The 12,543-nt window shown below is 71.2% G+C and carries 14 protein-coding genes and 1 pseudogene; 9 read left to right on the forward strand and 6 right to left on the reverse strand.

All coding sequences use genetic code 11. From position 1 onward, the window contains the following. Nucleotides 1–73 precede the first annotated feature (73 nt). Both mshA and ACIQ1J_RS10545 read left to right on the forward strand, forming a co-directional pair. The gene (gene mshA / locus ACIQ1J_RS10540; protein ID WP_403555950.1) at nt 74–1,447 is read left to right on the forward strand and encodes a D-inositol-3-phosphate glycosyltransferase; all 1,374 of its coding nucleotides are present in this window, start codon (nt 74–76) and stop codon (nt 1,445–1,447) included. After that, entirely contained in the window at nt 1,440–1,961 is a 522-nt protein-coding gene (locus tag ACIQ1J_RS10545) for a YbjN domain-containing protein (protein WP_403555952.1), read from the forward strand. Before mshA ends, ACIQ1J_RS10545 begins: the two co-directional genes overlap by 8 nt. 10 nt (nt 1,962–1,971) lie before the next feature. Here ACIQ1J_RS10545 and ACIQ1J_RS10550 read toward each other — a convergent pair whose 3' ends face one another. After that, the gene (locus ACIQ1J_RS10550) at nt 1,972–2,778 is read right to left on the reverse strand and encodes an AraC family transcriptional regulator (RefSeq protein WP_210963588.1); all 807 of its coding nucleotides are present in this window, start codon (nt 2,776–2,778) and stop codon (nt 1,972–1,974) included. A gap of 49 nt (nt 2,779–2,827) precedes the next feature. Here ACIQ1J_RS10550 and ACIQ1J_RS10555 point away from each other — a divergent pair, with 49 nt between their 5' ends. Next, nucleotides 2,828–3,280 carry a DUF2000 family protein gene (locus ACIQ1J_RS10555; RefSeq protein ID WP_403555954.1) on the forward strand — a complete coding sequence of 151 codons (453 nt, stop codon included), beginning with the start codon at nt 2,828–2,830 and terminating at the stop codon, nt 3,278–3,280. Nucleotides 3,281–3,305: 25 nt separating this feature from the next. On the opposite strand, the gene ACIQ1J_RS10560 is transcribed toward ACIQ1J_RS10555, so the two are convergent. Beyond that, on the reverse strand, nt 3,306–4,676 hold the full coding sequence (locus tag ACIQ1J_RS10560; protein ID WP_403555956.1) for an MDR family MFS transporter: 1,371 nt from the start codon (nt 4,674–4,676) through the stop codon (nt 3,306–3,308). Between the two features lie 166 nt (nt 4,677–4,842). Between ACIQ1J_RS10560 and ACIQ1J_RS10565 the strand changes: the two genes are divergently transcribed. From ACIQ1J_RS10565 to ACIQ1J_RS10580, 4 genes and pseudogenes are all read left to right on the forward strand, one after another. Continuing rightward, nucleotides 4,843–5,604, forward strand: a complete 762-nt coding sequence (locus ACIQ1J_RS10565; protein WP_403555958.1) for a phosphoglyceromutase — start codon at nt 4,843–4,845, stop codon at nt 5,602–5,604. A gap of 110 nt (nt 5,605–5,714) precedes the next feature. Continuing rightward, a pseudogene (locus tag ACIQ1J_RS10570) lies at nt 5,715–6,398 on the forward strand (GntR family transcriptional regulator); the annotation flags it as partial. Between the two features lie 664 nt (nt 6,399–7,062). Further along, on the forward strand, nt 7,063–7,278 hold the full coding sequence (locus ACIQ1J_RS10575) for a type II toxin-antitoxin system VapB family antitoxin (protein WP_403555960.1): 216 nt from the start codon (nt 7,063–7,065) through the stop codon (nt 7,276–7,278). Beyond that, a complete protein-coding gene (locus ACIQ1J_RS10580) occupies nt 7,275–7,697 on the forward strand; it encodes a PIN domain nuclease (RefSeq protein ID WP_403555962.1) in 423 nt (140 codons plus the stop codon). Before ACIQ1J_RS10575 ends, ACIQ1J_RS10580 begins: the two co-directional genes overlap by 4 nt. A gap of 7 nt (nt 7,698–7,704) precedes the next feature. Here ACIQ1J_RS10580 and ACIQ1J_RS10585 read toward each other — a convergent pair whose 3' ends face one another. The 4 genes from ACIQ1J_RS10585 to phoU all read right to left on the reverse strand — a co-directional run bounded on the left by ACIQ1J_RS10585 (nt 7,705) and on the right by phoU (nt 10,318). Continuing rightward, a complete protein-coding gene (locus tag ACIQ1J_RS10585) occupies nt 7,705–8,094 on the reverse strand; it encodes a RidA family protein (protein ID WP_403555964.1) in 390 nt (129 codons plus the stop codon). A 165-nt stretch (nt 8,095–8,259) separates the two neighbouring features. Then, nucleotides 8,260–8,628 carry an SCO4225 family membrane protein gene (locus ACIQ1J_RS10590; protein ID WP_403555966.1) on the reverse strand — a complete coding sequence of 123 codons (369 nt, stop codon included), beginning with the start codon at nt 8,626–8,628 and terminating at the stop codon, nt 8,260–8,262. 118 nt (nt 8,629–8,746) lie between these two features. Then, a complete protein-coding gene (locus ACIQ1J_RS10595) occupies nt 8,747–8,995 on the reverse strand; it encodes an SCO4226 family nickel-binding protein (RefSeq protein WP_403555968.1) in 249 nt (82 codons plus the stop codon). Nucleotides 8,996–9,628: 633 nt separating this feature from the next. Beyond that, nucleotides 9,629–10,318, reverse strand: a complete 690-nt coding sequence (gene phoU, locus ACIQ1J_RS10600; RefSeq protein ID WP_210963582.1) for a phosphate signaling complex protein PhoU — start codon at nt 10,316–10,318, stop codon at nt 9,629–9,631. Between the two features lie 243 nt (nt 10,319–10,561). On the opposite strand from phoU, the gene ACIQ1J_RS10605 reads away from it, so the two are divergent. Then, entirely contained in the window at nt 10,562–11,833 is a 1,272-nt protein-coding gene (locus ACIQ1J_RS10605) for a sensor histidine kinase (protein WP_403555970.1), read from the forward strand. Then, on the forward strand, nt 11,830–12,510 hold the full coding sequence (locus tag ACIQ1J_RS10610; protein WP_043381903.1) for a response regulator transcription factor: 681 nt from the start codon (nt 11,830–11,832) through the stop codon (nt 12,508–12,510). The genes ACIQ1J_RS10605 and ACIQ1J_RS10610 overlap by 4 nt, the downstream gene beginning before the upstream one ends. The last annotated feature ends 33 nt before the right edge of the window (nt 12,511–12,543 follow it).

Below are 12,543 nucleotides of genomic sequence, written 5' to 3' on the forward strand. Positions count from 1 at the left end.
ATCCGGTGTTTCCACCTCGTGGAGGGCGGCGTGTGTCCTCCGACCGGCAGGCCCGCAGCGAGGAGGACGGCTCGTGAGCCAGTACGTGAGCAGGCTCGGGCGGCGTTCACCGGCGGCCTCCCCGCGGCTCCGGCTGGTGCGCAGGCCCCGCCGCGTCGCCATGCTCTCCGTGCACACCTCGCCGCTCCACCAGCCCGGCACCGGCGACGCCGGCGGCATGAACGTCTACATCGTCGAGCTCGCGCAGCGTCTCGCCGCGATCAACATCGAGGTCGAGATCTTCACGCGCGCGACCACCGCCGCGCTCCCGCCCACCGTCGAACTGGCCCCGGGTGTCCTCGTCCGCCACGTCGACGCCGGACCGTACGAAGGGCTGGCCAAGGAAGAGCTGCCGGCCCAGCTGTGCGCCTTCACGCACGGCGTCATGCAGGCGTGGGCCGGCCACCGCCCCGGCTACTACGACCTGGTCCACTCCCACTACTGGCTCTCCGGCCACGTCGGCTGGCTCGCCGCCCAGCGCTGGGGCGCCCCCCTGGTGCACGCCATGCACACCATGGCCAAGGTCAAGAACGCCAGCCTGGCCGACGGCGACACCCCCGAACCGGCCGCCCGCGTCATCGGCGAGACGCAGATCGTCGCCGCCTCCGACCGCCTGATCGCCAACACCGCCGAGGAGGCCGACGAGCTGGTCCGGCACTACGCCGCCGACCCGGCCAAGGTCGCCGTCGTGCACCCCGGCGTGAACCTCGAACGCTTCCGCCCCTTCCCCAAGGGCTCCGACCCGGGCCCCGGGGACGTCACGTCCGCCCGCGCCGCCGCCCGCGCCCGCCTCGGCCTCCCGCAGGACGCGCTGATCCCGCTCTTCGCCGGCCGCATACAGCCGCTGAAGGCGCCCGACGTCCTGCTGCGCGCCGTGGCCGTACTCCTCGACGAACGCCCGGACCTGCGCTCCCGCATCGTCGTCCCCGTCGTCGGCGGCCCCAGCGGCAGCGGCCTCGCCAAGCCGGAGGGCCTGCAGAAACTCGCCGCGCGGCTCGGCATCGCCGACGTCGTACGGTTCCGCCCGCCCGTCGGGCAGGACCAGCTCGCCGACTGGTTCCGGGCCGCGTCCGTGCTGGTCATGCCGTCCTACAGCGAGTCCTTCGGCCTGGTCGCCATAGAGGCCCAGGCGGCCGGTACGCCGGTGCTCGCCGCCGCGGTCGGCGGCCTCCCGGTCGCCGTGCGCGACGGGCACACCGGCCGCCTCGTCCAGGGCCACGATCCCGCCGCGTACGCGCGCGTGCTGCGCGATTTCGCCGACGACCCGGAGCTGACGCCCCGGATGGGCGAGGCCGCCGCCCGGCACGCCCAGTCCTTCGGCTGGGACAGCGCCGCCGCCGCCACGGCCGACGCCTACACGGCCGCGATCCACTCCCACCGCCGTCGCGTACGCTCCCACCATGGCTGAGGCAGGACAGAAGGCAGCACAGGTCGTCGAGGACGCCCTGAAGGACGCCGAGGTGGAGTGGGAGAGCCCCGAGCCCGGCAACTACGTCGTGAAGCTCCCGGGGACCCGCAAGCTGTCGACGACCGTCTCCCTCCTCCTCGGCCGGCACTCCCTCTCCCTCAACGCGTTCGTCATCCGCCACCCCGACGAGAACGAACCCGCCGTCCACCGCTGGCTCCTGGAACGCAACCTCAAGCTCTACGGCGTCGGTTACGCCGTCGACCGTCTCGGCGATGTCTACGTCACCGCGAAACTCCCCCTCGCCACCGTCACCCCCGACGAGATCGACCGCCTCCTCGGCCAGGTTCTGGAAGCCGCCGACGGCGCCTTCAACACCCTGCTGGAGCTGGGCTTCGCGTCCGCCATCCGCAAGGAGCACGAGTGGCGGACCTCGCGCGGGGAGTCGACACGGAACCTGGAGGCGTTCCGGCACCTGATCGAGCGCACCGGGCGCACCGGGCGCACCGAGGACTGAGCCCTCGCGCTCAGTGCCCGCTGGTGCGGTAGCGCCCCGGAGTGGTCCCCACCAGCCGCTTGAAGTGCCGGGTCAGATGGGCCTGGTCGTAGAAGCCGGTCGCGGCGGCCACGTCGGCCGGGCCGCTCCCCGCGAGCAGCAGCCGCCGGGCCCGGTCGACCCGCCGGGACATCAGGTACTGGTGCGGCGCGATGCCGTAGGCGCCGCTGAACGCCCGTACCAGGTGGGCCGGATGGGCGGCCACCCGCGCGGCCGCCTCCTCCAGGCCGATCCCCCGGACGACCCGCTCGTCGAGCAGCTCACGCAGCCGGCGGGCGAGGACGGGGTCCCGTCGGCGTACCGGGCTCCCCTCTCCCCGGGGCAGCAGATGCTCGTGCAGCCGCTCGCCGATCAGCGTCAGCCGGCTCTCCGCCTCCAGCTCGTCACCGGGCAGGGCGAGCGCGGAGTGCAGCTGCCCGACCCGCCGCCGCAGCACGGGATCCCGCAGGTCGGGGCCGTCGACGGCCGGTCCGATCAGCTCGTCCCCCAGCCGGGAGGCGTCCAGGTACAGGACGCGCTTGCGGAAGCCGTCCGGGGTGGCGGGGGAGCCGTTGTGCGGCACGTGCGGCGGCAGCAGTGACACCGTGTCGTGCGGGGTGCCGTGCTCGTGCCGGTCCAGGTCGTACCGTACGGCCCCGTCGTCGACGATGAGCAGCGTCCACGCGTCGTGGACGTGCATCGGGTAGGCGTACCCGGTGAAGTGGGCGTGGAAGACCTCGACGACGCCCGGGACGAGGGGTCGCCAGGCGGAGACGGTCCGCCGGTCCTGGTCGGCCATGCAAAAAACGTACAAGACCCGGCCGCACGCCGACCGGCAGTCTCACCGTATGAGCACGCACGACGCGGCCCCCGCGGCCTCCGACGCCCCCGTCCGCTTCGACACCAAGATCGCCGTCCTGCTCCGCGAGGACCTGGAGACCTGGCAGCGCCTGAACGTCACCGCCTTCCTGGTCAGCGGCCTGGGCGCGCAGTTCCCCGAGGTGATCGGGGAGCCGTACGAGGACGCCGACGCGGTCGGTTACCTGCCGATGTTCCGCCAGCCGGTACTGGTCTTCGAGGGCACCAAGGAGACGCTGACGAACGCCCACGCGCGCGTGCTCTCCCGTTCCCTGCCCCGGGCACTCTTCACGTCCGACCTCTTCACCACGGGCAACGACCGTGACAACCGGGCGGCGGTCCGGGCCGTGCCCACGGCCGGACTGGACCTGGTCGGCCTCGCGGTGTACGGCCCGAAGAACGCGGTGGACAAGGTGCTGAAGGGGACGCGGATGCACCCGTGAGTACGCGGGCGCCCGGAGGCGGCCGTCAGGCCGCGCTGACCTCGGGCTCGGCGGGCGCCGGAGCCTGGGAGGCCTCGGGCGGCCCGGTGGTCCTCGAGGCTCCGGCGTCCTGCGGGGTTCCGGCGCCCTGCGGGGTTCCGGCGTCCTCCCGGGCGACGGAGGTGAACGCCTCCCCCTCGGGCAGCCCGCGCATGAGTGCCCAGTACCCCACGGCCGCCACCGTGCCGACGACCGCGCAGACGCCCCACAGCCACTCGGCGCCCCAGTGGTCGATGACGAAGCCGGACATCAGCGGGGCGACGAGGGCGGCGACCGCCCAGGACATGGTGTACATGCCCTGGTAGAGCCCGCGCCCGTGCACGGGGGAGAGGCGGACGACGAGCCCGGTCTGGGTCGGCGCGTTGACGATCTCGGCCAGTGTCCACACGCACACGGTGAGGGCGAAGACCCCGACCGACCCGGCGAAGGCGGTGAGCCCGAAGCCGTACCCGGCCAGCAGGGACGAGAGGACGAGCAGCAGCCGCGGATCCCGGTGCTCGATGAACCGGGTGACGGGAATCTGCAGTACGACGATCAGGACGCCGTTGACGGCGATCGCCATGCCGAAGTCGGCCGGCGTGAACCCTGCCTCGCCCATGGCCACCGGCAGCCCCACGTAGGCCTGCTGGAAGATCAGGGCGATGAGGAAGGACAGCCCGACGACGCTCATGTAGCGCCCGTCGCGCAGGACGGTCCCGAGGGAGACGGCGGGCTCGCTCGCCGCGGAGACGCCGGCGGCCCCGCCCTTCCCGGGCGTCCGCTCCGGCCGGGACTCGGGCAGCTTGACGAAGATGAGGACGGCGCACGCCATGGTCATGCCCGCCTCGATCAGGAACCCGGCGAGGTAGCTGACCTCGGCGATGAACCCGGCCGCCATGGAGGAGATCGCGAAGCCGAGGTTGATGGCCCAGTAGTTGAGCGAGAAGGCCCGGATACGGTCCTCGGGCCGCACGATGTCCGCCATCATCGCCTGCACGGCCGGCCGGGAGGCGTTGCTCGCCATGCCGACCAGGAAGGCGACGGCCGCGATGGCGACCGGGTCCCGTACGAAGCCGAGCAGCGCGACGGACAGCGCGGTGGAGACCTGCGCGACCAGCAGCGTGGGCCGCCGCCCGAGCCGGTCGGTCATCACCCCGGCCCCGAGCGAGGACACGACCCCGCCGAGCCCGTGCAGAGCGGCCACCAGCCCGGCGTACGAGGCGGAGTACCCGCGGTCGATGGTCAGGTACAGCGCCATGAAGGTGGCGACGAAGGCACCGAGCCGGTTGACCAGGGTGCTGGTCCACAGCCACCAGAACTCGCGGGGGAGCCCGGAGACGGACTCGCGCACGGCACGTCTCACTCCGACGACTGACATGGAGACCCCCGTGAACGACAAGCGGCTGGCTGTAAGTGCCTCTGACGGCGAGCACAACTTACGAGCGCGGTGCCGCGGGAGGCCAGCCGATTAACACTTCTCGTCAACCGTCCGCCCACCGGGCGCACCGCGCGGGGCATCAAGGGGTTCGATTACGCTCGGAGCCATGGCCGACGCACCGTACAAGCTGATCCTCCTCCGCCACGGCGAGAGCGAGTGGAACGAGAAGAACCTGTTCACCGGCTGGGTGGACGTCAACCTCACTCCGAAGGGCGAGAAGGAGGCGACGCGCGGCGGCGAGCTGCTCAAGGACGCCGGCCTGCTGCCCGACGTGGTCCACACGTCCCTCCAGAAGCGCGCGATCCGCACGGCCCAGCTCGCGCTGGAGGCCGCCGACCGCCACTGGATCCCCGTCCACCGCCACTGGCGCCTCAACGAGCGCCACTACGGCGCCCTCCAGGGCAAGGACAAGGCCCAGACCCTCGCCGAGTTCGGCGAGGAGCAGTTCATGCTATGGCGCCGCTCCTACGACACCCCGCCGCCCGCGCTGGACCGGGACGCCGAGTACTCCCAGTTCGACGACGCCCGCTACGCGACCCTGCCGCCGGAGCTGCGCCCCCGGACGGAGTGCCTCAAGGACGTCGTCGTCCGCATGCTCCCGTACTGGTTTGACGCGATCGTCCCCGACCTCCTCACCGGCCGCACGGTCCTGGTCGCGGCCCACGGCAACTCGCTCCGCGCCCTGGTCAAGCACCTCGACGGCGTCTCGGACGCCGACATCGCGGGCCTGAACATCCCGACCGGCATCCCGCTCTCCTACGAACTGGACGCCGAGTTCAAGCCGCTGAACCCGGGCGGCACGTACCTGGACCCGGACGCGGCGAAGGCCGCGATCGAGGCCGTGAAGAACCAGGGCAAGAAGAAGTAGGCCCACATCAGTGAGCCCCCGCACTGCGGCTACTTCGCAGCGCGGGGGCTCACTGATGACTGGAAGATCCGTCGGCGCGCTCAGGACGGCCAGGCATCGACCATTGACCAGGCGAGTACGGTCCTGGTGATCGGCTTCCGGGAGAGAACGACCTCATGGCCACGCACGGTGTGGCCCGCATGACGGCCCGCCAGGCCCTGAGCGTCCTCCGCGACGAAGGCGTCGCCGAAGCCCGCAAGGGTGCAGGCGTGTTCGTCCGGGCCTTCCGCCCGCTTCGGCGCCGAGGCATCCAGCGACTGGCCCAACAGCAATGGGGCAACGGTCGTTCCATCTGGTCGGCGGACATCGGGAACCGCAAGCTTGAGGTGGACCAGGTCACCGTGTCCGAGGAGGCCGCGCCCGACCGCGTCAGCACGGTCCTCGACTTGGCCGGCGAGGAGCCGGTGTGCGTGAGGCGTCGGCGCTTCGTCCTGGACGGCAAGCCCGTCCTGCTCGCGACGAGTTACCTGCCCGCCTCTCTGGTTGCCGGATCCGCGATCACCCAGGAGGACACCGGACAGGGCGGGACGTACGCCAGGCTCGCCGAACTCGGCTACGAGCCGGTGCACTTTCGCGAAGGAGTCCGCTCACGTATGCCGTCGAAGGACGAGACGGCACAGCTGAGCATGTCCGCGGGCACCCCGGTCATGCTTATCTGCCGCACTGCGTTCACGGACGAAGGCCGCCCCGTCGAGATCAACGAAATGACGCTGGACGCCGCCTCGTACATCCTGGAGTACGACTTCGACGCGTGAGCCCGGCCAGTCCCGACCGGGGGGCGGTGGCGCCCGCGCTGGCGTCTTTGCCGCACTCGGCTCTACGGCCTTAGGCGGTGTACCGCGGGGGCGCACTTCCAAGATCATGGCCCCACCGTCGTGCTTTCAACGGGCAGGTCCACAGGCTGCCCGACTCGGGAGTCGCGCAGACCGGCAGCCCTTGGCAGGGCAGGTCAGCGTGGTGACTCCTACGGAGCGTTCAACTCTGTGACCCGCCAGACGGAACCGATCCGGTCGACGCGGAGCCAGGTGTATCCCTCTGTGCAGTCGATGTCGACACGGACGGAATCCGAGGTGTCCTGAGGGTCTCCCTCGACCTTGTAGCTGCTCGGTGAGTTCACCCAGGTGGTCTGGGTGAAGACATATCGGTCGTCCGCCGCGAGCTCGGTGAGTGCCTCGGCGCACGATGCTCCCGTGCTGGACGCGAAGGAACGCAGTCGAGCATCAGCCAGCCCGCAGGCCAATGCCCCGTCTCCTCGTGTCAGAGCCTGTGCGAATTGCTGTGCCGCGCCCTGAGCGCTGCCTTCCGGCTTTGCCGAGCAGCCTTCGCGTCCTTCCGGCGTCCACGGTCGGGCGGCGGGCTCGGCCGCCCTCCATGCGTATATACTGGAGTGCATCTTTGATATACGTGGAGGTGTCGCCGGTGAGCCGCACCGTGATCGACCTGGATGATCAACTGGTCGCAGACGTGGCCAAAGCGCTGGGCACCAGCACCAAGAAGGAGACGGTCAACACCGCACTGCGTGAAGTGCTGGAGAACAGGCGTCGTGCGCTGGCGCTCACTCGGTTGCGCTCCGCCGCGGCGACGGGTGCCTTCGACCTGGATCTCTTCGATGAGAAGGGGAACTACCGTCGGTGAACGCCGCGCAGTTCCTCATCGACACCAGCGCACTCGCCCGCCTGCTGCGGGGCGACGCCGAGCAGTACGGATGGGACCAGGCCGCCGCCGCCGGGCTCATTGCCACCTGCCCCATCACCGAGCTGGAGTTCTTCTACAGCGCGCGCTCCGCCGCGGACCGTACGCAGGGCGTCGAGGATCTGCGCGTGCTCTTCGGATGGGTGCCGGTGGACGACCGTGCCTACGACCGGGCCTGGCAGGTCCAGGAGATCCTCACCCGACGCGGGCAGCACCGCAGTGCCGGTCCCGTCGACCTCGTGGTGGCCGCCACCGCCGAGTTGCAGGGGCTGACCCTCCTCCACCGCGACCGTGACTTCGAGTGCGTCGCCGCCGTCACCGGCCAAGCGCTCCAGTGGTACGGGCCCGAAACCGGCAAGTGAGGGCGCGCTACGCGGTGCGCCGCCGTGCGTACACCTCGATCTCGATCTTCATGCGGGGGTCGGCGAGGCCGCACATCAGCATGGTGGCGGCCGGGCGGACCTCGCCGAAGGCCCGGCGCAGGGTCGGCCAGCAGGGCTCGAAGTCGGTTCGGTCGGGGAGCAGGTAGCGGACCCGGACCACGTCGGCGAAGGCGCACTTCGCCTCGGTCAGCGCGGCCTCGATGTTGCGAAGGCACTGTTCGGCCTGCTCCACCACGTCCTCGGAGATCGTCATCGTGGCGTAGTCGAAGCCGGTGGTGCCCGACACGTGCACCCAGTCGCCGTCGACCACGGCGCGGGCGTAGCCGATCTGTTCTTCGAACGTCGAGTCGCTGAGGATGGAACGTCGCTCTGTCATGCACGGCACATTAAGGTCCGCGGCCGGCGCCGGCAGGTCTTCCCCTGACGGGGATGCAACCGTTCCCTACCGAGCTGGAACCCTTGGGAAGCCGACCGCGCGTTCGCGACTCCAGCCGGGGGTACTGACAGCCGGTCTGTCGGCCGCTCCCGCCGACACCCCGCGTCAGCTCGCCGTCGTCAGGCGCCCCCGGCGCCCCCGGCGCCCCCGGTGCTCCCGCAGGGCGTCCCAGGTCGTGCCCAGGGCCAGTGACTGGAGCAGGGCCGCGAGCACGATGCCGCCGATGAGGAACCAGGTGGGTGCGTCGCCGCCCCAGCCGGCCTCGCCGAGCCAGGCGACGAAGCCGAAGACCGGGAAGGTGAACAGGGCCGGCCAGACCCAGATGAGGGACGCGTCCGGGTTGTTCGCGAAGAGGGGTTCCAGCGCGGCGACGGCCATCGCGCCGCCGACCAGGGCGAGGTAGACCGCCGAGGCGCGGTTGGCGAAGGTACGGCGGGCGAGGGTGCGTATCGGGCTGGTCCGGCTGGTCTTCATCGGGTGTCGTCTCCCCTTGGTCGTCGTCCTGTGCTCCAGGGTCGGACGGGGGGCGGGCCCGGGCCTGAGTACCCGTACTCAATTCGGACGATGCGGTACCCGGGGGAGGAGAGAGGAGTTATACGGTCAGTGAGACCGCGTGGATTTCGTCGGCCTTGTGGCCCGCGCGTTCGTGGACGTGCTGGACGGCGTCGGCCGACGAGGCCTCGGAGAGGCAGTGGACCGTGCCGGAGGCCGGGTCCGCCCATGCGTGTTCGAAGTGGACGTCCTCGTCCTTCTCGATGGCGAGGTCCGCCTGGTGGGCCCTGTCGAGCTGGTCCGCTGTGATGCCGTGCATACCGTGGTGCACGTCCATGAAGTGAGCCATGGCTTCCGCACCCCCTTCAGGTTCTTACCTCCGGGGTGCGCCCGTACGGCGGCCGGGGCGAACCCGGCCGCCGTAGCACTGCCGGTGCGTCAGCCGCACTGGCACGGATTTCCCGACTGGCAGCCGCAGCCGCAGCCCGATCCGCAGCCGCACGCTGCGATCAGGGGCAGGCTGCGGGGCTCGGGGGGCTGCTCGGTCCGGCGTTCCTGGGTGGGGGCGGGCTTGGTGCTGGGGGAATCGGCCATGGGTTCCTCCTAGAGGCTGGTGCCTGGGCCCATTGCACGCCCCCAGTGACCGTCGCATCAACGGCGCACTGGGGCGATCGTGCGCGCCCCTGCCCTACGCCGGGCGCTCCCGCCCAGGTCCGGGTCGGGCCCGTCCGGCCCCCGACCAGGTCCGCGTCGGGCGCCGACCAGGTCCGCGTCGGGCCCCGACCAGGTCCGCGTCGGGCCCCGACCAGGTCCGCGTCGGATCCTGTCGGGGCCCCGCAAGGCCCCGCAAGGCCCGCAAGGCCCGTCAGGCCCGCAAGGCCCGTCAGGCCCGCAAGGCCCGTCAGGCCCGCAAGGCCCGTCAGGCCCGCAAGGCCCGTCAGGCCCGCAAGGCCCGCAAGGCCCGTCAGGCCCGTCAGGCCCGTCAGGCCTCGTCGACCTGCGTCGTCGGCTGGATGTCCGCCTGGAGTTCGCCCACGTGCTCGCCGGTGACCAGGTAGACCACGCGCTTGGCGACCGAGACGGCGTGGTCGGCGTAGCGCTCGTAGTAGCGGCCGAGGAGGGTGACGTCGACGGCCGTCTCGATGCCGTGCTTCCAGCGGTCGTCCATCAGGTGCTGGAAGAGGGCGCGGTGCAGGAGGTCCATCGCGTCGTCGTCCTGCTCCAGCTGGAGGGCGAGGTCGACGTCCTTGGTGATGATCACCTCGGCCGCCTTCGCCATCAGGCGCTGCGCGAGCTGGCCCATCTCCAGGATGGTCGCGTGCAGGTCGCTCGGGACCGCGCGCTCCGGGTAGCGCAGCCGGGCCAGCTTGGCCACGTGCTGGGCCAGGTCGCCCGAGCGCTCCAGGTCGGCCGACATCCGCAGCGAGGTGACGACGATGCGCAGGTCCGTCGCCACCGGCTGCTGCCGGGCCAGCAGGGCTATCGCGCGGGCCTCCAGCTCGTGGTGGAGCTCGTCGACCTTCTGGTCGCCCTCGATCACGTTCTCGGCCAGCTTCAGGTCGGAGTCGAGGATCGCGGTCGTGGCGCGCCCGATCGCCGACCCGACCAGCCGGGCCATCTCCACCAGGCTGTCGCCGATCGAATCAAGTTCCTCGTGGTACGCGTCCCGCATCAGGTTCCCTCTCGTACGTCCGTTTTACGGGGCTCGCACCGGCTTGCACCTGTTTGCACTGGCTCGTTGCCGGCTCGCACCCCTTGCCGTGCCCCCACGCTTACACGTTCCGGCCTGTACGCGTCCGTTTCCGGCACCACAAATGAACCATCCCTGGCTCCAAGGTGAACTCTGGGCGACGAGTGTTCGAGGTCGCAGTCCGACGGCTGGGGCAGGGCCGTTCGGCATGCCTAACCTGGACGCATGGACGTGAACGCGGCGGTCGCCGCAGCGGCAGCGATCGCCGGAGTACTCACCGGCGTCATCGCCATGCTGGCGTTCCGCTGGAGCGAGCGAGAGCAGAAGCGCCCCACGCGCAGCTCGCTCCACACGGACCCAGTGCTGCCGCCCGGCGTGGACACCGTCCTGTCGGTACTGCGCTCCTCCGCGGTCGTCCTCGACGAGGCCGACGCGGTGGTCAAGGCCAGCTCGGCGGCGTACGCCCTCGGCCTGGTCCGGGGCGGCAAGCTCGCCGTCGAGCCCATGCTGCAGATGGCGCGGGACACCCGGCGGGACGGGGAGATACGGCAGGTCGAGCTGGATCTGCCGAGGCGGGGGAGCGGGCGGGGGGAGGCACTCGCCGTGTCCGCACGCGTGGCGCCCCTCGGGTCGCGGCTGGTGCTGCTGCTGGTCGAGGACCTCACCGAGGCCCGCCGCATCGAGGCCGTGCGCCGCGACTTCGTCGCCAATGTGAGCCATGAGCTGAAGACGCCGGTGGGTGCGCTCTCGCTGCTGTCCGAGGCCGTCATGGACGCCTCGGACGATCCGGAGGCCGTGGAGCGGTTCGCCGGGCGCATGCAGATCGAGGCGACCCGCCTGACCAACCTGGTGCAGGAACTCATCGACCTGTCCCGGGTCCAGAACGACGACCCCCTCGACGACGCCGAGCCCGTCCGGGTGGACGAGCTGGTCGCCGAGGCCATCGACCGCTGCCGGCACGCGGCCGGCACCAAGCAGATCACCATGGCCGCCGGAGGAACGGCGGATCTGCGCGTACGCGGCAACCGCGGCCAGCTCGCCGCAGCCCTCGGCAACCTCGTCGAGAACGCCGTCAACTACTCGCCCGCCCGCACCCGCGTCGGCATAGCCGCCCGTCGCGTCAACGTCCCCGGCGGCGATCAGATCGAGATCGCCGTGACCGACCAGGGCATCGGCATCTCGGAGAAGGACAAGGAGCGCGTGTTCGAGCGCTTCTACCGCGTCGACCCGGCCCGCTCACGGGCCACCGGAGGCACCGGCCTGGGTCTCGCGATCGTCAAGCACGTGGCCGCCTCGCACGGCGGGGAGGTCACGGTGTGGAGTGCCGAAGGCCAGGGCTCCACCTTTACGCTGCGACTGCCGGAGTCGGGCCCCGCCCGCGACCGCGCACAGCGGCGCCCCGACCGCGCCGGACTCAGCGCCGAGACCGAGCGGTCACCCTCATCCCCCCATACTTCCCCGTACGAAACGCTTCCCGCCCCGGAGGTCCTTCCGTGACCCGTGTGCTCGTCGTCGAGGACGAGGAGTCCTTCTCCGACGTCCTGTCGTACATGCTCCGCAAGGAGGGTTTCGAGGTCGCCGTGGCGACCACCGGCCCCGACGGACTCGACGAGTTCGAGCGCAACGGCGCCGACCTCGTGCTACTCGACCTGATGCTGCCCGGCCTGCCGGGCACCGAGGTCTGCCGCCAGCTGCGCGGCCGCTCCAACGTCCCCGTGATCATGGTGACCGCCAAGGACAGCGAGATCGACAAGGTCGTCGGGCTGGAGATAGGGGCCGACGACTACGTCACCAAGCCCTTCTCCTCCCGCGAGCTGGTCGCCCGCATCCGCGCCGTGCTGCGGCGCCGCGGTGAGCCGGAGGAGGTCGCTCCCGCCGCGCTGGAGGCCGGCCCCGTCCGCATGGACGTCGACCGGCACGTCGTGACCGTCGGCGGCACCAAGGTCGACCTGCCGCTGAAGGAGTTCGACCTGCTGGAGATGCTGCTGCGCAACGCCGGCCGTGTGCTGACCCGCATGCAGCTGATCGACCGGGTCTGGGGCGCCGACTACGTCGGTGACACCAAGACCCTCGACGTCCACGTCAAGCGGCTGCGCGCCAAGATCGAGCCCGACCCGGGCGCGCCGCGGTACCTGGTGACGGTGCGGGGGCTCGGCTACAAGTTCGAGCCGTAGAGCGCCCGGGCGCGCGTCGCCGGCGCCCTCGAC

Source organism: Streptomyces sp. NPDC097107, from assembly GCF_044762405.1.
GTDB lineage: Bacteria > Actinomycetota > Actinomycetes > Streptomycetales > Streptomycetaceae > Streptomyces > Streptomyces thinghirensis.